This window comes from Cupriavidus basilensis (assembly GCF_008801925.2).
GTDB classification, from domain to species: domain Bacteria; phylum Pseudomonadota; class Gammaproteobacteria; order Burkholderiales; family Burkholderiaceae; genus Cupriavidus; species Cupriavidus basilensis.
The window spans coordinates 1,611,785-1,629,424 of the sequence record NZ_CP062803.1; the positions used below are offsets into that span (position 1 = coordinate 1,611,785).

The window sequence follows — 17,640 nt, forward strand, 5'->3', positions numbered from 1 at the left end:
GCGCCCTGCGGGGCCGGCCTCTTTCCCCCCTTATTTGCATCCAACTCGAGAGGACCTCCCAATGACTGACATTGTCATCGTATCCGCTGCCCGTACCGCGGTGGGCAAGTTCGGCGGCTCGCTCGCCAAGATTCCCGCGCCCGAGCTGGGCGCCATCGTCATCAAGGCTGCGCTTGAGCGTGCCGGCATCAAGCCCGAGCAGGTCAGCGAAGTGATCATGGGCCAGGTGCTGACGGCCGGCTCCGGCCAGAACCCGGCGCGCCAGGCGGCGCTGAAGGCTGGCCTGCCCGTGATGGTGCCGGCCATGACCATCAACAAGGTCTGCGGCTCCGGCCTGAAAGCCGTGATGCTGGCCGCCAACGCGATTGCCGCGGGCGATGCCGAGATCGTGGTGGCCGGTGGCCAGGAAAACATGAGCGCCGCGCCGCACGTGCTGCCGGGCTCGCGCGATGGCTTCCGCATGGGCGACGCCAAGCTGATCGACAGCATGATCGTGGACGGCCTGTGGGACGTCTACAACCAGTACCACATGGGCGTCACCGCCGAGAACGTGGCCAAGGAATACGGCATCACGCGCGAAGCCCAGGACGCGTTCGCGACCGGTTCGCAGAACAAGGCAGAAGCCGCGCAGAAGGCCGGCAAGTTCGACGAGGAAATCGTGCCGGTGCCGATTCCCCAGCGCAAGGGCGACCCGGTGCTGTTCGCCACCGATGAGTTCGTGCGCCACGGCGTCACGCAGGAAGCGCTGGCTGGCCTCAAGCCAGCCTTCGACAAGGCCGGCTCCGTGACCGCCGCCAATGCCTCGGGCCTGAACGACGGCGCCGCCGCGGTGGTGGTCATGTCGGCAGCCAAGGCCAAGGAACTCGGCCTCACCCCGCTGGCCACGATCCGCGCCTACGGCACCGCCGGTGTCGATCCCAAGGTGATGGGCATGGGCCCGGTGCCCGCGTCCAAGCGCTGCCTGTCGCGCGCTGGCTGGAGCGTGGAAGAGCTCGACCTGATGGAAATCAACGAAGCCTTCGCTGCCCAGGCCCTGGCCGTGCACAAGCAGATGGGCTGGGATACGTCCAAGGTCAACGTCAACGGCGGCGCCATCGCGATCGGCCACCCGATCGGCGCGTCGGGCTGCCGCATCCTGGTCACGCTGCTGCATGAAATGAAGCGCCGCGACGCCCACAAGGGCCTGGCCTCGCTGTGCATCGGCGGCGGCATGGGTGTGGCGCTGGCTGTGGAACGCAAGTGACGATTTGCCGGGCTTGCCGCAGCGAACAAGCGCAGGCCGGTCTGAGGGGTGTGCCGGCGCGGGGGGCTTCCCGCAGCCGGCGTCAATAAAAACTAGCCATCAAGGAGTAGATATGACTCAGCGCATTGCATACGTAACCGGTGGCATGGGTGGCATCGGAACGGCCATCTGCCAGCGTCTGGCCAAGGAAGGCTACAAGGTCGTGGCCGGTTGCGGCCCCAACTCGCCGCGCCGCGAAAAATGGCTCGAGCAGCAGAAGGCCCTGGGCTTCGATTTTGTCGCCTCGGAAGGCAATGTTGCCGACTGGGATTCGACCAAGGCCGCGTTCGACAAGGTCAAGGCCGAAGTGGGCGAGGTCGATATCCTGATCAACAACGCCGGCATCACGCGCGACGTGGTGTTCCGCAAGATGACGCGCGCCGACTGGGATGCCGTGATCGACACCAACCTGACCTCGCTGTTCAACGTGACCAAGCAGGTCATCGACGGCATGGCGGATCGTGGCTTTGGCCGCATCGTCAACATCTCGTCGGTCAACGGCCAGAAGGGCCAGTTCGGCCAGACCAACTACTCCACCGCCAAGGCTGGCCTGCACGGCTTCACCATGGCGTTGGCGCAGGAAGTGGCGACCAAGGGCGTGACCGTGAACACGGTGTCGCCGGGCTATATCGCTACCGATATGGTCAAGTCGATCCGCCAGGACGTCCTGGACAAGATCGTCGGCACGATTCCGGTCAAGCGCCTGGGCGCGCCGGAAGAAATTGCCTCGATCTGCGCGTGGCTGGCGTCCGAGGAGTCGGGTTTCGCGACGGGCGCGGATTTCTCGCTGAACGGCGGCTTGCACATGGGGTAACGGACAGCGAGCCATCCCGGTTCTTGTGGATGGCTCTTTGTCTTGGGAAGGTCCTCCGCGGAGGACCTTTTTTCATTCTGAGGGCTTTCGGCAAGCCTCTTTCCCCGCAACAATATTGCATCGCACACACCGCACCGCACCAGAGTGCCGGCGCGGCACGGGATAGCAGGCCCCAAAACACCCGCAATCCTTTGCCCCGTGCGGGTTTTCCTTAACGGGTCCGGCTTTCAATAGTGCCTTGTTGGGCATAGAATCAGGGCAGCGGCTAGCCCGCACCAAAATAGATCATGCGTTGCAGGTCAACACGTTGTATCCCCCGCTGGCGGTCCCAATTTGCGCACCGCACAGCATGCGGTGCAGCAGCAGCATGCAACAGCGACGATAAAAGGATAGAGCACGATGGCTACCACCAAGAAAGGCGCAGAGCGACTGATCAAGAAGTATCCAAACCGCCGGCTCTACGACACGCAGACCAGCACCTACATCACGCTAGCCGACGTCAAGCAGCTCGTGATGGATACCGAAGACTTCAAGGTGATCGACGCCAAGTCCGGCGACGAGCTCACGCGCAGCATCCTCCTGCAGATCATTCTCGAAGAAGAGACGGGCGGCGTGCCGATGTTCTCAAGCTCCATGCTGTCGCAGATCATCCGCTACTACGGCCATGCGATGCAGGGCATGATGGGCACCTACCTGGAAAAGAACATCCAGGCCTTCATTGACATCCAGAGCAAGCTGGCCGAGAACTCCAAGGGCCTGTACTCGGGCGAGCCGTTCAGCCCCGACATGTGGTCCCAGTTCATGAACATGCAGGGCCCGATGATGCAAGGGATGATGAGCAACTACATCGAGCAGAGCAAGAACCTGTTCGTGCAGATGCAGGAGCAGATGCAAAGCCAGGCCAAGAACATGTTTGGCACGTTCCCGTTCAATCAGCCGGACAAGAAGTAAGCCGGCGCACGCCGCGCCAGCCTGTTGCGCGTTCCCAATCCCCCCGGGAACGCATGGAACCCTCGCGGCGCCGGCGATCTGGCCGGGCTGGCGTGGGGCGAGTCCCCAGCGCATGCATGACCTTCCTTCGCTGATCGGGGCAATCGGTTAAAATCACGCAGATTCGGGTAACGCGCGGAATCACCGCGATTGCTACCCCTGTCAAATGTGGCGATTCATACTGCGGACTCGCCTGCATAGCGCGAATCCCAATGCCCTCCGCAATCCAAGACATTCGCCAGGCGCTTGCCGCCGAGGCCACGCCCGCGCCGACGGTGGGTTTGGCGTTTCCTCGTTTTCCGGCATCGATGCCAGCCTTCGTATGAGCCGCCTGTTTCTTGCCCCCATGGAGGGGCTTGCCGACTACGTGTTGCGCGACGTGCTGACCGCCGCGGGCGCGTACGACGGGTGCGTGTCCGAGTTCGTCAGGGTGACGGGCTCTTTGCTGCCCGAGCGCGTCTACGAGAGGGACACACCCGAAATCCTCCACGGCGGCCATACTCCAGGCGGCACACCGATGGTGATCCAGCTGCTCGGGAGCGATCCTGAATGGCTGGCGGTCAATGCGGCCCAGGCAGCCACCGTGTCGCCGCATGGCATCGACCTGAATTTCGGCTGTCCCGCCAAAGTCGTCAACCGGCACGGTGGCGGGGCCATGCTGCTGGCGGACCCGGAACTGCTGAACCGGATCGTGTTGTCCGTCCGGGCCGCTGTGCCCGCGAACATTGCCGTGACAGCCAAAATGCGGCTGGGCGTGTCCGATACCGCACTGGCGATCGACTGCGCCACGGCGCTGGCGGAAGGCGGCGCGGCCTCGCTCGTCGTGCATGCCAGGACGCGCGATCATGGCTACCGGCCTCCCGCGCACTGGGAGTGGATCGCGCGGATCGATGCCGCAGTGGACGTGCCCGTGGTTGCCAACGGCGAAGTCTGGACGGTTGCCGACTGGGAGCGATGCCGGGCTGTCAGCGGCTGTGCCGACGTGATGATCGGGCGGGGCGCCGTGTCCGATCCGTTCCTGGCCTTGCGCATACGCGGGCTGATGGACAGGTCGGCATCCGGCGAGGAATGGCCGGCCGTGCTCCGTCATATCGCCGATTACCTGAAGAAACTGCAGGCCAATGCCGGATGCCTTCATGAGCACGGGCGCGTCAAGCTGTGGCTCAGCTATCTGAAGCGGACCTGGCCCCAGGCCGCCGAACTGCATGCGGCCATCCGGCGCCTGCATGATGCGCCGGCGATCCAGGCGGTGATTGAGACCGCCCTGGCGGGCATGCCAGGGACGTCATCCTCGTTGCGATAAGGCGATAGCTTTATGGCGGCATGTCGGGGATCAGGCGCCGAGAAACTTGGGCGAGCGGTTAAAATGCGCGATTGGCTTTGAACCGCCGGGCGGCCATGTCCCGCCCCGCTCGCCCCACATTTGGAAGTAACCGTGAAAAACCCTTCAGAATCAACGATCAAGAAAGACCATATTCCAAATGTGGGATTCGTAAGCCTTGGGTGTCCAAAGGCACTTGTGGATTCCGAGCAGATCATTACCCAGCTGCGCGCCGAGGGCTATGCCATCAGCGGCACCTATGACGGCGCCGACCTGGTGGTCGTCAATACCTGCGGTTTTATCGACGAAGCCGTGCAGGAAAGCCTGGATGCGATCGGCGAGGCACTGGCCGAGAACGGCAAGGTGATCGTCACCGGCTGCCTGGGCGCCAAGAAAAACGCCGCGGGTGAGGACATCATCACGTCGGTGCACCCGAAGGTGCTGGCCGTGACCGGCCCGCACGCGCTGGGCGAGGTGATGCAGGCCGTGCACACGCACCTGCCCAAGCCGCATGACCCGTTCATGGACCTGGTGCCGGCCGCCGGCATCAAGCTCACGCCCAAGCACTACGCCTACCTGAAGATCTCCGAGGGCTGCAACCATCGCTGCTCGTTCTGCATCATCCCCTCGATGCGCGGCGACCTGGTCTCGCGCCCTGTGGCGGAAGTCATGCTGGAGGCCGAGAACCTGTTCAAGTCGGGCGTCAAGGAACTGCTGGTGATCTCACAGGACACCAGCGCCTACGGCGTGGACGTGAAGTACCGCACCGGTTTCTGGGACGGCCGCCCGCTCAAGACGCGCATGACCGAGCTGGTCGGCGCGCTGGGTGAACTGGCCGCCAAGTACGGCGCCTGGGTGCGCCTGCACTACGTGTACCCGTACCCGCACGTCGACGAGATCATTCCGCTGATGTCGCAAGGGCACGTGCTGCCTTACCTGGACGTGCCGCTGCAGCACGCCCACCCGGACGTGCTCAAGCGCATGAAGCGCCCGGCCAACGCCGAGAAGACCATGGACCGCATCCGGGCCTGGCGCAAGATCTGCCCCGAGCTGACCATCCGCAGCACCTTTATCGCGGGCTTCCCCGGCGAGACCGAGGAAGAGTTCCAGACGCTGCTGGACTTCATCGCCGAAGCGGAACTGGACCACGTGGGCTGCTTCGCCTATTCGCCGGTGGACGGCGCCACGGCCAACGACCTGCCGGGCGCGTTGCCCGACGAAGTCCGCGAAGAGCGCCGCGCCCGCTTCATGGAAGTGGCCGAGGAAGTGTCCGCCCGGCGCCTGCAGCGCAAGGTCGGCCAGACCCTGCGCGTGCTGGTCGACGAGATCAACCAGGACGGCGGCATTGGCCGCTCGTCGGCCGATGCGCCGGAGATCGACGGCCTGGTCTATATCGACCCGCCGGCGCAGGGCGCGCCGCGCTACAAGGTCGGCGAATTCGTCTCGGTGAAGATCACCGGCGCGGATGGCCACGACCTGTGGGGCGAAGTCTGAGGCTGGTCGCCGCCATAGGTCCGGATAGGTAAAAGTACGATCGTTCGTTTTGGCGTGCGCGCCGCTATACTGTGCGCTGCAACATCAGCTCAGGAGACACAAAATGACACGTGAAGTGGTGGTGGTGAGCGGCGTTCGGACCGCGATCGGTACCTTTGGCGGCAGCCTGAAGGATCTTTCCCCGACCCAGATGGGCGCCATGGTCGTGCGCGAAGCGCTGGCCCGTGCGCAGGTCAGCGGCGATGACGTCGGCCATGTGGTGTTCGGCAACGTCATCCAGACCGAGCCCCGGGACATGTACCTTGGCCGGGTGGCGGCAGTGGAGGGCGGTGTCACCATCGACGCGCCGGCCCTGACCGTCAACCGCCTGTGCGGCTCGGGCCTGCAGGCCATCGTCAGCGCCGCGCAGAGCATCCTGCTGGGCGATGCCGACGTGGCCATCGGCGGCGGCGCGGAGAGCATGAGCCGCGCACCGTACCTGGCGCAGTCGGCCCGCTGGGGCGCACGCATGGGCGACGCCAAGATGATCGACATGATGCTGGGTGCGCTGCACGACCCGTTCCACGGCATCCACATGGGCGTCACCGCCGAGAATGTGGCCAAGGAATACGACATCTCCCGCGTCCAGCAGGACGAAGCCGCGCTGGAGTCGCACCGTCGCGCATCGGCGGCGATCCGCAACGGCCACTTCAAGGACCAGATCCTGCCGGTCACGCTGAAGGGCCGCAAGGGCGACGTGACCTTCGACACCGACGAGCACGTGCGCCACGACGCGGTCATGGAAGACATGACCAAGCTCAAGCCGGTTTTCGTCAAGGAAAACGGCACGGTAACCGCGGGCAACGCCTCGGGCTTGAACGATGCCGCCGCCGCAGTGGTGCTGATGGAGCGTGCCGAGGCTGAGAAGCGCGGCCTCAAGCCGATGGCGCGCCTGGTCTCCTATGCGCACGCCGGCGTGGATCCCAAGACCATGGGCATCGGCCCCGTGCCGGCCACCAAGAAGGCGCTGGAACGCGCTGGCCTGACCGTGGCCGACCTCGACGTGATCGAAGCCAATGAAGCCTTTGCCGCGCAAGCCTGCGCGGTCACCAAGGCGCTTGGTCTTGATCCGGCCAAGGTCAACCCGAACGGCTCGGGCATCTCCCTGGGCCACCCGATCGGCGCCACCGGCGCGCTGATCACCGTCAAGGCCCTGTACGAGCTGCAACGCGTGCAAGGCCGCTATGCACTGGTGACCATGTGCATTGGCGGTGGCCAGGGCATCGCGGCGATTTTCGAACGACTCTGAACCTGAGGCTGCCTTGCGGCGCGTAGCGACTCTGTCTTTGCCTTTGTCCATGTCCTTGTCACTTCCCGTCTCCCTGTCTCTGGCAGCCGGGCTGGCCGCGGCAACGCTGGCCGGCGCCGCGCTGGCCGCCGGCGCCACCGAGCTGTCCACGGACACGCCCGGCACCGCCAATGCCGCCAGCGATGCCAGCCAGGTACAGGGTTTCGGGATCAACCAGGCCATTCGCGAGGGCGAGGCGCGGCGCGGTGCGCAGCTTTCAACCGGGCCCGCGCCCAAGGCGCTCGCGCCGCGGCCGGAGTATGCTTCGCTGCCGGTCTACGTGGGCACGCTCGGCGACCAGCCGGTGCGCCTGCGCCTGGGGCCCAAGCCCGACGAGCGCGACAGCGTGCACGGCGAGTACAGTGTTGGCCGTGCTGGCGGCGTGCGGTTGCTGGCCGGCGAATTCGAGAACGGCGCCTTCCTGATGGAGGAGTCCAATGACGGCACGCACGTCACGGGCAACTGGGAAGGCACCATCGACGGTGCCGGCATCGTGCATGGCAACTGGACCGACCCGGCCAACCCGGCCATCGTGCTCCCCTTCATGATCCGGCCACTGGGCGTGCTGGTGATCCCGCCCTTCGACATGGCTCCCAACAGCGGCATTACCTACGCCCCGCCCGCGCCGAAGTCCTCGATTTCCGGCCGCTAGGGTCAAGCCGGGGTGGACAGGGGCAGGCCCGCCAGGTAGGCCAACGCGCACCCGAATGCTGGTAAGCTCGAACGTTCATCGAGTTATCGCCAGACAAGGAATCGCCGTGTCCGACCGCCAGCCACCCGAGCAGCCCGCTTCCCAACCCGCCTACCTGGCGACCGTGGCCGTCCAGCCAGAGCTGGATATCGCGCCGGGCTTCGCCTCGTTTTCCCAAGCCACCCATCGTGGCTCCACCGTGGTGTTCCGCAACCTGGCGGAGCTGCGCGCGCATGGCGACGGCGCCACCACCTACTGGCGCTATGGCCTGCATGCCACGCCCACCAGCGAGGCGCTGTGCCAGCACCTCGCGCTGATCGAAGGCGCGCGCCATACGCTGCTGCTGCCGTCAGGGCTGGCCGCGATCTCGCAGGTCTACTTCGCCTTGGTCAAGTCGGGCGACGACGTGCTCGTCCCGGATAACGTCTACGGCCCCAACCGCGAGCACGGCGAATGGCTGGCAAGGGATTTCGGCGTCTCCGTCCGTTATTACGACCCCATGATCGGCGCGGGCATTGCCGGGCTGATCCGCCCCAACACCCGCCTGATCTGGATGGAGTCGCCGGGCTCGGTGACCATGGAAGTGCCCGACACCATGGCCATCGTAGCCGCGGCAAAGGCGCGCGGGGTGCTCACCGCCATCGATAACACCTGGTCCGCCGGCGTGTATTTCCGGCCGTTCGACAAGGGCATCGACATCTCGGTGCAGGCGCTCACCAAGTACCAGTCGGGCGGCAGCGATGTGCTGATGGGCGCTGTGCTGACCACCGACGACAAACTCCATGACCGCATCAAGCGCGCCCGCATGCTGATGGGCTGGGGCGTGTCGGCCGACGATTGCTACCTGGTGCTGCGCTCGCTGCCCAGCATGCCGGTCAGGCTGGCGGCGCACGACCGCGCTGCGCGCGAGGTGGCCGAATGGCTGACCCAGCGCCCGGAAGTGGTCAAGGTCTTGCACCCGGCGCTGCCGGACTGCCCCGGCCACGACTTCTGGCGGCGCGATTTCAGCGGCGCCACCGGCCTGTTCTCGATCGTGCTGCATGCACGCTACACGCGCGCCCAGGTCGATGCCTTTGTCGAGGCGCTGCGCCTGTTCGCGATCGGCTGGTCCTGGGGTGGCGCGCATAGCCTGGCGTTGCCGTACCACGTCCAGACCATGCGGCCTCAAGGCAGCTGGCCGCCCGTTGGCTGGGAGAACGCCGGCGAGCTGGTACGCCTCTATATCGGGCTGGAAGACACCCGAGACCTGATCGCCGACCTGCGCGGTGCGATGGAATCGCAGCTGGTGGCATAAAAAAAAAGGCCGCCCCGGACACCGTCCGGGGCGGCCCTTTTTCGGCTGGGCGTCAGTGCGCAAACAGTTGCAGCAAGCCATCCAGCCCAACGTGGTTGAACGCCACGCTGGCCTGCGCACGCACCACCGGCTTGGCCCGGAAGGCCACCGACAGACCGGCCACGGCCATCATCTTCAGGTCGTTGGAGCCATCGCCCATGACGATGGCCTGGGACGGGTCCGCGCCGATCTGCGCACACACTTCCTGTACCGTGCGGGCCTTGACGTCGGCATTGACGATCTCGCCCAGCACCTGGCCGGTGAGCTTGCCATCGACGATCTCCAGCGTATTGGCGCGGGTTACGTCGAGCTTCAGGCGGGGCTTGAGTTTATCGGTGAAATGCACGAAACCGCCTGAAACCAGCAGGGTGCGCATGCCCAGGGCCTGCACGGTCTGCAGCATGTTCTCCGCGCCGGGCGACAGGCGCAGGCGCTCTTCATACACGCGGTCCAGCACACTGGCGTCCAGCCCCTTGAGCAGGGCCACGCGGCGGCGCAGGCTTTCGTTGAAATCAGTGATCTCGCCGCGCATGGCGGCCTCGGTAATCGCCGAAACCTCCGCCTTGAGGCCGCAGAAGTCTGCGATCTCGTCGATGCACTCGATGGTGATCAGCGTGGAGTCCATATCCATCGCCACCAGCTTGAAGTCCGACAGCTTGCGGCCGGCGGGCACGATGGCCCAGTCGATGCTGCGCGGGCCGCAGTAGGCGTCCAGCGCCTCGCGCAGGGCGGGCGTCAGCGCGGCGCTGGCATCGGCGGCAGCCACGGTCTCGGCGCGCAGCGCGAGCGTGGGAGCCTGGGCGATGGCGCGGATGGCGTCGATATCGTTGGTGGACAGCGGGGCGGGACTTTGCAGAATCAGGGACATGGCGCGAATGCAGGGCCGGGCCGGGCGGCCGATGGCGGTAAATGCGGGATGCGAGCCGCAGCGGCGGCGAAGACCGCTATTGTATATGCCCGCGCGCATGCGGCGCAGCCGCCGCCCGATGGCGCTAGCCGCTGCACGGCGCAATCCGTGCGGGCGGATGTGTTCTATCGTGCTCGTCGAGGTCTGGGGCCGGCCCGCAGGCCAGCCCTCATCGCACTACATCGCACTACGCTACTTGCCCGTTAGCCTCGCACTGCGCGGCCAGTTCGCTCAACACCAGCGTCTCATGCGCCAGCCCGGCGGCCAGCGACAGCACCCGGCTCTGGATCTCCGGGTTCAGGTCGCCGAAGACGCCGGATTCGGCGTTGTCACAGGCCAGGAAGAGCAGGGCACAGAGCTGGGCCGATTTCTCGACGGCCAGGCTCAACGGGGTTTCGCAGAGCACCCGTGAACTCAGGTGGATGTCCGCGTTGCGGTATTCGGCGGTGAGGCCGTGACGGGTGTGTTGGCGGGGGTTATCCATTGGGCGCCTCCTTGTGCTTCGCTTGCGCTTTACGGAGGACGGTGATGGAAAGGGGTAACGCTGAGCATGCGGGTGGGAAGCCGGAATGGTCGAATGCAAAGAGGCGCATGGTGCGGTCTCCAGTCAATGAAAACGCCAGGCGGCGGCGCGGTCCGCCTTTGTTCGGGCTTCCAATCCCGGTCGCCGTGGTTGCAGCGACGAGAGAGAGTATAGCGGGAGATGGTCGAGTGGGGCTTTGTGTAGGTGTGGTCGGTAACTGCTCTCAGATAGGTCGGTAGTTCATTGCGCCAAGCCGCGTGAGCCAATGAGTCAAGAAGCGGCTGAACGTCATCGCTGCTTGATATGCCGCAACCCATTCCCGCCGTTCGAGCAGCGATGAGCCAACCTGGCTAATGTAAAAACCGCTACATATGTGACAGCCACGACTCCCGCCGTAGTAGAGATCGTGCTCGTCGCAATGATGGCTTTTTTCGCCCGGCTCCCATCCCTCCTGACAGACGGCCACGTCCGCCGTAAATTGTTGGATGTCTGCGCTCAATCTCTGGGCGTGGCTAAAGGCGACAGAGGCTGAGAGCTTCAGCCATGCGTGCTCCCGGATAGCCGCCGCAAGCTGCGTTCGAAGCGCTAGTTCGGACGCGTATGGACCCTGTTCCAACAGAACATCTAGCGCCTTACGGCGTTCTTGCTCGGTCGGCTTTGCCCAGATAACGAATCTCACCGGGTCTTCCATCGAGGCACCTCTAGGGTTTCGAGACAGCGCATACAAGCTGGGCCACGGGCATAACCACGTTGCAGTTGGATGACCGCTAGTGGCTGGCAGGCGCACTGCGTGAGCCAGGTCGTCAGCGGCTCTTCCCGACCGAGGCCGATTGCCCAGGCCGGCTGGGAAATCCGAGGTGACGGGCGGAACCCGACACATTTGCGCCATTTGCGTTTTCGCCGCCTCAACGGCGGTCCGGACACGCTTGTCTTAGACGCGATACCCGTAGATCGTGCCGTCGGCTTCGCGCGCATTATCCAGCGGGTCGCCCGCTAGTTCGCTGGGGGTAATGCCGTTCGGCTGAACTGCGCAGACGGGCGGCCGGCCGGCGTGGATATTGACCGTAGCCAAGGGACGGGTGACGGCGGAGGCGAAAGCGGCCGTTGTGACCGCCAGTACTAGCATGCGTGTACGGATCATTCTGGAATGCCCTGTTTGGGTGGGGAACTTGCAAGAGACTTTGGATGGAGGGCCTCTTTCAGACCGTCATCGCGGGCCGTGTGAATTCCGCTGCGTGCGCCTTCACGAACTCGCGCATCCTCTCGTCGCACCATGGCGCGCACCTTATGGCCCCGGGCCAGCAGCATCTCGGTGACGCTGCGCCCGATTGCGCCGACCGTGCCCGCGGCGCCGGTCACGAGGATGGGGGAATCGTGTCCTGAATGGGTGGTCATGACTTTTTCTTGGGAATCAGATTGTGATGAAGGGGATGGGGTGGGGTTGCGAGTGGGATGGCGGCTAGTCTGGAGCTGCCGGACCCACTTGACCAGTGCAATGTTCTGAAGTCAATATTGCACGGTATGAAAACATACGACCTGAACCTCCTGCGCACCCTTGACGCATTGCTGGCCGCCGGCAGCGTCACCGGTGCCGCCGAGCGGCTCCACCTGAGCGTGCCGGCCACCAGCCACGCGCTCGCGCGCCTGCGCGAACTCACCGGCGATCCGCTCCTTGTGCGCGCTGGCCGGCGCCTGGTGCCTACGCCGCGCGCGCTGGCGCTGCGCGAACCAGTGGCGCAGTGGATTGCGCAGGCTGCAGCGCTGGTCAAGCCTCCACGCGTGGACGACTTGGCAGGCACTGAAAGGAGCTTCGTCGTACGTGCGCCGGACGGCTTCGCAATTGCGTTCGGCGGTGCCCTCGGCGCCGCGCTGGCAGTAGACATGCCGCGCGCCCAGCTTCGCTTTGTGACCGAGACACAAGACGACGACGGCGCGCTGCGCGACGGTCGCGTCGATCTCGACATCGGGACGTTCAGGCCGCACGAACCAGAGATCGAGGTCGCCGAGTTGTTCCCCCAGGCTTTGATCGCAGTCGTGCGCGCCGGTCATCCCTTCGCCGCCCGCCCCGCGACCGCGCGTCGCTACGCAGCACAGTTGCACATTGACGTGCAGCGACGTCCTGGTGCGCCGTCGGCAGTCGACGAGGCGCTAGCCACGCACGGGTTGGCGCGGCGCGTCGTGCTCACCGTGGCACACGCCAGCGCGGCTCCTGTGATCGCCGCGCGCGGCGACTTCGTCGCTACTCTCAGCGAGCGACAGGGGCGGGCGATGGCGCCCGGCCTAGGCCTTGTGGTGGTGCCTCTGCCGTTCCTGCCGCGTGGCGAGACCGTGGTCATGGCTTGGCATCCGCGTCACTCGGCCGACCCGGCGCACGCTTGGCTGAGGCAGCAGGTACCGGCCGCGATCGCCGCAGCCAGTACCGCCCAAGGCTATCGGAGAGTCTCGACCCCTCCGTCTTGAGTACATGCGCAGGCGGCGCGGCTGAGCTTACCCATCAAAAGTGCCGAAGATGCGTTTGTTGCCGCCGGAGACGACGGTTCGTCAGGGTGGCTGACGCCGACATTCGAACGATCGAGTGATCGGAGGTCAGTGGCGCCTCATGCCTGATTCGAGAGACGTTTCCACACACCCTCGACCCGAAGCGGCCTGCCAGCTGATGTATCGAAATGCCAGAGTGTTACTCAAAAACCGCCCTTGCAGGAGGGCGCCCGTGGAGATCAGGCCGTCAGGAGCGCGTTGTCAGTCGTGGCGGATCGGGGGCGGGCTTTCTGCCCCCGAATCGATCTAAAATCTCGAGCCTGCAGCGCGGGCAGCGAGGTCATGAAATCACGAGTGGGCTGTGCACAAGTCTCACGCAGCAGTGCGTCCCCCGTTGACCCGAAGCACTTCTCCGGTCATAAAACTCGCTTTATCCGACGCCACAAAAACGATGGCATCTGCAATCTCCTCGGGCGTTCCCGCACGTTTAAGTGGCACGGTGGCGAGCATCGCGGCCTTGCCCGATTCGGAACCCGTTATGCGGTCAAGCATTTCGGTCTGTATGGGCCCCGGAGCCACCGCGTTGACTCGAATATTGTGCGCCGCCGTCTCGAGTGCGGCGGATTTCGTCAGGCCCTCGACCGCATGCTTGCTGGCGACATAAAGTGCGTTACGGGGGGCGCCGCGAATACCCATCGTTGACGATATATTGACAATGCTTCCACTGCCCTGGGCCGTCATCACGCGGATTTCGTGCTTGAGCGCCAGCCACGTGCCGAGAACATTCGTATCGAAAACGAACGCATATTGATCGACGTTCTGCTCGACGATCGGTGCCGGGTCGCCCTCGTAACCGGCGCTGTTCACCGCAATATCCAGACGACCAAAACGGGAAATGACGCGGTCGACCAAGCCTTGGACCTGGTCCTCGAAACGCACGTCTGCCTGCACAAATTCCACATCGGCACCAGACGAACGCAGTTGCTCTGCGAACTTCCTGCCTTCTTCGAGCCGACGGCCCGAAATCACGAGCCGCGCTTTCTCTTTAGCGAAGGCAATTGCTGTCGCGCGACCAATTCCAGAAAGCGCTCCCGTCACAAGTACTACTGGCGAATGACTCATGTTCAGACTCCTTCGGTAACCCGTTACGAAAAAAATCAAAGTTATCCGAGCCACGAAACGCGACCATCGCGTCACATGGCTCGTATTGCGTTACGCGCTGTAGCCCCCGTCAACGGGAATGATTGCGCCGGTAATGAAGCTCGCCGCCGGGCTGGCGACGAAGGCGACCACGGAAGCGATCTCTTCCGGCCGGCCAAAGCGTCCAAGCGCAGTGGCGGCTGCCTGCGCCTCGGCAAAGGGACTGTTGTCAGGATTCATCTCGGTATTCGTCGAACCGGTTCCGATAACGTTCACGGTAATGCCCTTCGGGCCCAGATCCCGCGCAGCACCTTTGCTGTAGCCCTCAATCGCGCGCTTTGTTGCGCTGTAATCAGCAAGGCCCGGCCAGGTCGATCGCCACGCGAGGGCCGACGAAATCGAGATAATCCTGCCGCCGCTATCCATTACCCGCGATGCTTCCCGAATTGCGGTTACCACGGCTTCGTAATTGATCTTCTGTTGTCGCTCAAAGCCCGATGTGTCGGTGGTCTCGGCCACCGTGCCCGTCACGAAAACGGCGGCGTTGTTGACCAGAATGTCGATCCGTCCCAACCGCTCGACAACGTCCGCAAGCAATGCTTTAACCGCCGTTGCGTCCGCCTGGTCGGCCTTCAGGGCAATAGCCTTGCCACCGGACGCTTCGATCGTTGCAATGACCTCTCTGGCCGCGGTCTCGCTGCTGGAATAACTTAGCGCTACGGTCGCGCCTTCCGCAGCGAGCTGGATGGCGGTTGCGGCGCCGATACCGCGTGAGCCGCCCGTCACAAGAGCGATCTTTCCTTGAAGCGTATTTGCCATGATGCTGTCCATTGAGTAGAGGGTGAGTCACGCGCATATCAAGCGCCCGATGCTTTGCAAACGCTGCAAAGACGAGTTGAAAAAGCGTTGCGCGGAAGTTCGCTGCGGACGACTGCCGCAAATTACAGCGTGATTACGATTCTGCCGAGATGCTGGTTCTTCTCCAGCTCGCGATGCGCTTCGACGATTTGTTCGAAGGGGAAGTACTTCGAGATGGTTGCCTTCAGCTTGCCCGCTTCGAGATTTTCATAAACGAATCTGGCTACCTTGGCCCGACGGGCCGGGGTGGTCGTAATCGAGAACAGGTTATAGCCCCGGATCACGACCTCCTTTGCGAGCGTCCGGAGCATCGGGAGCGGTGTCACTTCGTCGCTCAATGCGCCATAGATCATGACCGTGCCGCCCGGCGCCAGGGCGTCGACAAGCTTGGGGAAAGCGGGACCATCGACCGGGTCGAACGCGACGGTTGCACCCGCGCCTTGGGTTATCCGTTCGACCTCGACCACCAGATCCTCGTCGTCGGTGACGACGACATGGTCCGCACCGGCCGCTCTGATTGGCGCGACCTTTTCCCTGGTGCGCGTCGTTGCGATGACCTTCGCCCCTGCAAGCTTCGCAACCTGGATCGCACCGATGCCCACGCTGCTCGAACCGGCAGTGATGATCACCGTATCGCTATGCGTCACGATGCCGCTTTCGATGAACGCTCCCCACGGCGTGATGAAGGGATTCCAGATTGAAACCGCTTCTTCGAACGAGATTGACGATGGCTTCTTCACCGCGGCACTTGCTGGCGCCAACACATGGTCGCCATACAGGCCGTAATCGTTCATGGAGAAGGCCGGCATGGTGGAAACTTCATCGCCCACCGCGAGGTGCGTGACGTTTTCTCCGACGGCCTCGACAACGCCTGCGGACTCATAGCCCAGCCGGCCGGGAAGATTGACCGGTTCAACATAGACGCCGGTGCGCCACATCGATTCCGCGCGGTTCAAGCCGATCGCCTTGACGGCGATGCGAATCTCATCCGGTCCCGGTTCCGGCAATGCGACGTCCTCGATCTTCAGGACATCGGGTGCGCCATATTCAGCAAATGTGACGATACGTGCCATGGTGAAATCCTTTATCGGAAAATGCAATCAGGCGGCCGCGCTGGGCTCGCGCGGAAAGAAACGGTTGGATGGCCGTGGAAGGCCGAGATGCTCGCGCAATGTGCGCCCTTCATATTCGCGTCTGAACAAACCGCGCTGCTGGAGCTCCGGGACGAGCTTGTCGACCACCTCGTCGAGGCCGCCTGGAATCCAGGGAAACATGACGTTGAAGCCATCGGCGGCTTCAGTCTCCAACCACTCCTGCATCTCGTCGGCGATCGATGTTGCGGTGCCGACGAAGGCGAAGCCCGAATAGCTGCCGGCGGCTCGCGCCAGTTCCCGGATCGTCAGACCCTTCTCCCGCGCGAGATTGACCATGCGCTCGCGCTGCGAGCGGCCAGCTTCAGTCTCCGGGATCTCCGGTAGTGGTCCATCGGGATCATGGCCAGAGACGTCGAATCCGAGCATCGCGTTCAGAGAGCCGATGCCACTGTCGTAGTGGATGAGGCTGTCGAGCGTCGCGCGGCGCTCGAGCGCCTCATCCTTGCTGTCGGCCACGACCACGAACGCGCCTGGCAGGTAACGCAGCGCGTCGGGGGCGCGCCCGATCGCTGCCATGCGGGTACGCACATCGGCGTTGAAGCTGCGTGCGGCCTCTATCGTCGGCGGGGCGCCGAAAATGACCTCGGCGGTTTCCGCCGCGAACTGCCGCCCTGCCGGCGACGCACCGGCCTGCACGATCACAGGCCAGCCCTGCGGAGGCCGTGCGATGTTGAGCGGGCCGCGCACTTTCAGCGAGGGGCCCGTGTGACTGATCGCATGAATTCGTGCGGGATCGACGAAGACCCCGCTTTCGGTGTTCCTGACGAAGGCGTCATCGGCGAAGCTGTCCCATAGACCGGTGACGACATCGACAAACTCCCGTGCAAGCTCGTAGCGATCGTCATGCCCCATCTGGGACTCGTAGCCGAAGTTGAGGGCCGCGTCGGGGTTCGCCGTTGTCACCACGTTCCAGCCGGCCCGACCGCCGCTGATGTGGTCCAGCGACGCAAACCGCCTGGCAATGTGGTACGGCGCATCGAAGGTTGTCGAGGCTGTTGCGATCAGCCCGATCCGCTCGGTCACCGCCGACAGCGCCGAGAGCAGCGTGAAAGGTTCGAATGACGTCACCGTGTGGCTCCTCATCAGCGCCGCCGTCGGCATGTTCAATAACGCCAGATGGTCGGCCATGAAGAAGGCATCGAACTTCGCCTCTTCCAGTCGCCGGATCGAGCGACGCATCTGGTCGAGGCTGAAATTCGCATGCGGATCGGCGCCCGGATAGCGCCATGCACCCGTGTGGATGGCCGCCGGCCGCATGAATGCGCCGAGGTGGAGTTGGCGATGTCTGGTCATCTGGTGCTCCGTCGCGTCAGGTGCCGCCGGCTCGA

The 17,640-nt window shown here is 64.2% G+C and carries 18 protein-coding genes; 9 read left to right on the forward strand and 9 right to left on the reverse strand.

All coding sequences use genetic code 11. The annotated features are described in order from the left end of the window. Positions 1-61 precede the first annotated feature (61 nt). The 8 genes from F7R26_RS07320 to F7R26_RS07355 all read left to right on the forward strand — a co-directional run bounded on the left by F7R26_RS07320 (position 62) and on the right by F7R26_RS07355 (position 9,213). Positions 62-1,243, forward strand: coding sequence for an acetyl-CoA C-acetyltransferase (locus F7R26_RS07320; protein WP_150987714.1), 1,182 nt, complete (start codon positions 62-64; stop codon positions 1,241-1,243). 112 nt (positions 1,244-1,355) lie between these two features. Further along, positions 1,356-2,096, forward strand: a complete 741-nt coding sequence (locus F7R26_RS07325; RefSeq protein ID WP_150987712.1) for a 3-ketoacyl-ACP reductase — start codon at positions 1,356-1,358, stop codon at positions 2,094-2,096. Between the two features lie 399 nt (positions 2,097-2,495). Continuing rightward, complete coding sequence (gene phaR / locus F7R26_RS07330; RefSeq protein WP_006155938.1) at positions 2,496-3,047, forward strand: polyhydroxyalkanoate synthesis repressor PhaR; 552 nt, start codon at positions 2,496-2,498, stop codon at positions 3,045-3,047. 361 nt (positions 3,048-3,408) lie between these two features. Continuing rightward, a complete protein-coding gene (locus tag F7R26_RS07335; protein ID WP_150987710.1) occupies positions 3,409-4,389 on the forward strand; it encodes a tRNA dihydrouridine synthase in 981 nt (326 codons plus the stop codon). Between the two features lie 132 nt (positions 4,390-4,521). Then, entirely contained in the window at positions 4,522-5,901 is a 1,380-nt protein-coding gene (rimO, locus tag F7R26_RS07340) for a 30S ribosomal protein S12 methylthiotransferase RimO (RefSeq protein ID WP_150987708.1), read from the forward strand. A 103-nt stretch (positions 5,902-6,004) separates the two neighbouring features. Next, complete coding sequence (gene bktB, locus F7R26_RS07345) at positions 6,005-7,189, forward strand: beta-ketothiolase BktB (protein WP_150987706.1); 1,185 nt, start codon at positions 6,005-6,007, stop codon at positions 7,187-7,189. A gap of 49 nt (positions 7,190-7,238) precedes the next feature. Then, complete coding sequence (locus tag F7R26_RS07350) at positions 7,239-7,880, forward strand: hypothetical protein (protein WP_150987704.1); 642 nt, start codon at positions 7,239-7,241, stop codon at positions 7,878-7,880. A gap of 106 nt (positions 7,881-7,986) precedes the next feature. Beyond that, positions 7,987-9,213 (forward strand): cystathionine beta-lyase, encoded by a 1,227-nt coding sequence (locus F7R26_RS07355; protein WP_150987702.1) that lies wholly within the window; start codon positions 7,987-7,989, stop codon positions 9,211-9,213. Positions 9,214-9,265: 52 nt separating this feature from the next. Here F7R26_RS07355 and serB read toward each other — a convergent pair whose 3' ends face one another. The 5 genes from serB to F7R26_RS07380 form a co-directional block, all read right to left on the reverse strand. Then, complete coding sequence (gene serB / locus F7R26_RS07360; protein WP_150987700.1) at positions 9,266-10,120, reverse strand: phosphoserine phosphatase SerB; 855 nt, start codon at positions 10,118-10,120, stop codon at positions 9,266-9,268. A 226-nt stretch (positions 10,121-10,346) separates the two neighbouring features. Next, the gene (locus F7R26_RS07365) at positions 10,347-10,643 is read right to left on the reverse strand and encodes a hypothetical protein (protein WP_150987698.1); all 297 of its coding nucleotides are present in this window, start codon (positions 10,641-10,643) and stop codon (positions 10,347-10,349) included. Positions 10,644-10,905: 262 nt separating this feature from the next. After that, a complete protein-coding gene (locus F7R26_RS07370; RefSeq protein ID WP_150987696.1) occupies positions 10,906-11,373 on the reverse strand; it encodes a hypothetical protein in 468 nt (155 codons plus the stop codon). A 240-nt stretch (positions 11,374-11,613) separates the two neighbouring features. Further along, complete coding sequence (locus F7R26_RS07375; protein ID WP_150987694.1) at positions 11,614-11,823, reverse strand: hypothetical protein; 210 nt, start codon at positions 11,821-11,823, stop codon at positions 11,614-11,616. Next, entirely contained in the window at positions 11,820-12,077 is a 258-nt protein-coding gene (locus tag F7R26_RS07380) for a Rossmann-fold NAD(P)-binding domain-containing protein (RefSeq protein ID WP_150987692.1), read from the reverse strand. Before F7R26_RS07380 ends, F7R26_RS07375 begins: the two co-directional genes overlap by 4 nt. 126 nt (positions 12,078-12,203) lie before the next feature. Here F7R26_RS07380 and F7R26_RS07385 point away from each other — a divergent pair, with 126 nt between their 5' ends. Next, on the forward strand, positions 12,204-13,142 hold the full coding sequence (locus F7R26_RS07385; protein ID WP_150987690.1) for a LysR family transcriptional regulator: 939 nt from the start codon (positions 12,204-12,206) through the stop codon (positions 13,140-13,142). A 390-nt stretch (positions 13,143-13,532) separates the two neighbouring features. Here the strand turns inward: F7R26_RS07385 and F7R26_RS07390 are convergent, their stop codons facing one another. From F7R26_RS07390 to F7R26_RS07405, 4 genes are all read right to left on the reverse strand, one after another. Then, a complete protein-coding gene (locus F7R26_RS07390) occupies positions 13,533-14,282 on the reverse strand; it encodes an SDR family NAD(P)-dependent oxidoreductase (protein WP_150987688.1) in 750 nt (249 codons plus the stop codon). A gap of 90 nt (positions 14,283-14,372) precedes the next feature. Further along, positions 14,373-15,119 carry an SDR family NAD(P)-dependent oxidoreductase gene (locus F7R26_RS07395; RefSeq protein WP_150987686.1) on the reverse strand — a complete coding sequence of 249 codons (747 nt, stop codon included), beginning with the start codon at positions 15,117-15,119 and terminating at the stop codon, positions 14,373-14,375. 122 nt (positions 15,120-15,241) lie between these two features. Continuing rightward, positions 15,242-16,231, reverse strand: a complete 990-nt coding sequence (locus tag F7R26_RS07400; RefSeq protein WP_150987684.1) for a zinc-dependent alcohol dehydrogenase family protein — start codon at positions 16,229-16,231, stop codon at positions 15,242-15,244. 27 nt (positions 16,232-16,258) lie between these two features. Next, on the reverse strand, positions 16,259-17,605 hold the full coding sequence (locus F7R26_RS07405; RefSeq protein ID WP_150987682.1) for an LLM class flavin-dependent oxidoreductase: 1,347 nt from the start codon (positions 17,603-17,605) through the stop codon (positions 16,259-16,261). Between the last annotated feature and the right edge of the window lie 35 nt (positions 17,606-17,640).

Coding starts and splice junctions, on each gene's coding strand:
- F7R26_RS07320 (WP_150987714.1), top strand. CDS start 62: ATGACTGACATTGTCATCGTATCCGCTGCCCGTACCGCGGTGGGCAAG.
- F7R26_RS07325 (WP_150987712.1), top strand. CDS start 1,356: ATGACTCAGCGCATTGCATACGTAACCGGTGGCATGGGTGGCATCGGA.
- phaR (WP_006155938.1), top strand. CDS start 2,496: ATGGCTACCACCAAGAAAGGCGCAGAGCGACTGATCAAGAAGTATCCA.
- F7R26_RS07335 (WP_150987710.1), top strand. CDS start 3,409: ATGAGCCGCCTGTTTCTTGCCCCCATGGAGGGGCTTGCCGACTACGTG.
- bktB (WP_150987706.1), top strand. CDS start 6,005: ATGACACGTGAAGTGGTGGTGGTGAGCGGCGTTCGGACCGCGATCGGT.
- F7R26_RS07350 (WP_150987704.1), top strand. CDS start 7,239: ATGTCCTTGTCACTTCCCGTCTCCCTGTCTCTGGCAGCCGGGCTGGCC.
- serB (WP_150987700.1), bottom strand. CDS start 10,120: ATGTCCCTGATTCTGCAAAGTCCCGCCCCGCTGTCCACCAACGATATC.
- F7R26_RS07365 (WP_150987698.1), bottom strand. CDS start 10,643: ATGGATAACCCCCGCCAACACACCCGTCACGGCCTCACCGCCGAATAC.
- F7R26_RS07370 (WP_150987696.1), bottom strand. CDS start 11,373: ATGGAAGACCCGGTGAGATTCGTTATCTGGGCAAAGCCGACCGAGCAA.
- F7R26_RS07375 (WP_150987694.1), bottom strand. CDS start 11,823: ATGATCCGTACACGCATGCTAGTACTGGCGGTCACAACGGCCGCTTTC.
- F7R26_RS07380 (WP_150987692.1), bottom strand. CDS start 12,077: ATGACCACCCATTCAGGACACGATTCCCCCATCCTCGTGACCGGCGCC.
- F7R26_RS07385 (WP_150987690.1), top strand. CDS start 12,204: ATGAAAACATACGACCTGAACCTCCTGCGCACCCTTGACGCATTGCTG.
- F7R26_RS07390 (WP_150987688.1), bottom strand. CDS start 14,282: ATGAGTCATTCGCCAGTAGTACTTGTGACGGGAGCGCTTTCTGGAATT.
- F7R26_RS07395 (WP_150987686.1), bottom strand. CDS start 15,119: ATGGCAAATACGCTTCAAGGAAAGATCGCTCTTGTGACGGGCGGCTCA.
- F7R26_RS07400 (WP_150987684.1), bottom strand. CDS start 16,231: ATGGCACGTATCGTCACATTTGCTGAATATGGCGCACCCGATGTCCTG.
- F7R26_RS07405 (WP_150987682.1), bottom strand. CDS start 17,605: ATGACCAGACATCGCCAACTCCACCTCGGCGCATTCATGCGGCCGGCG.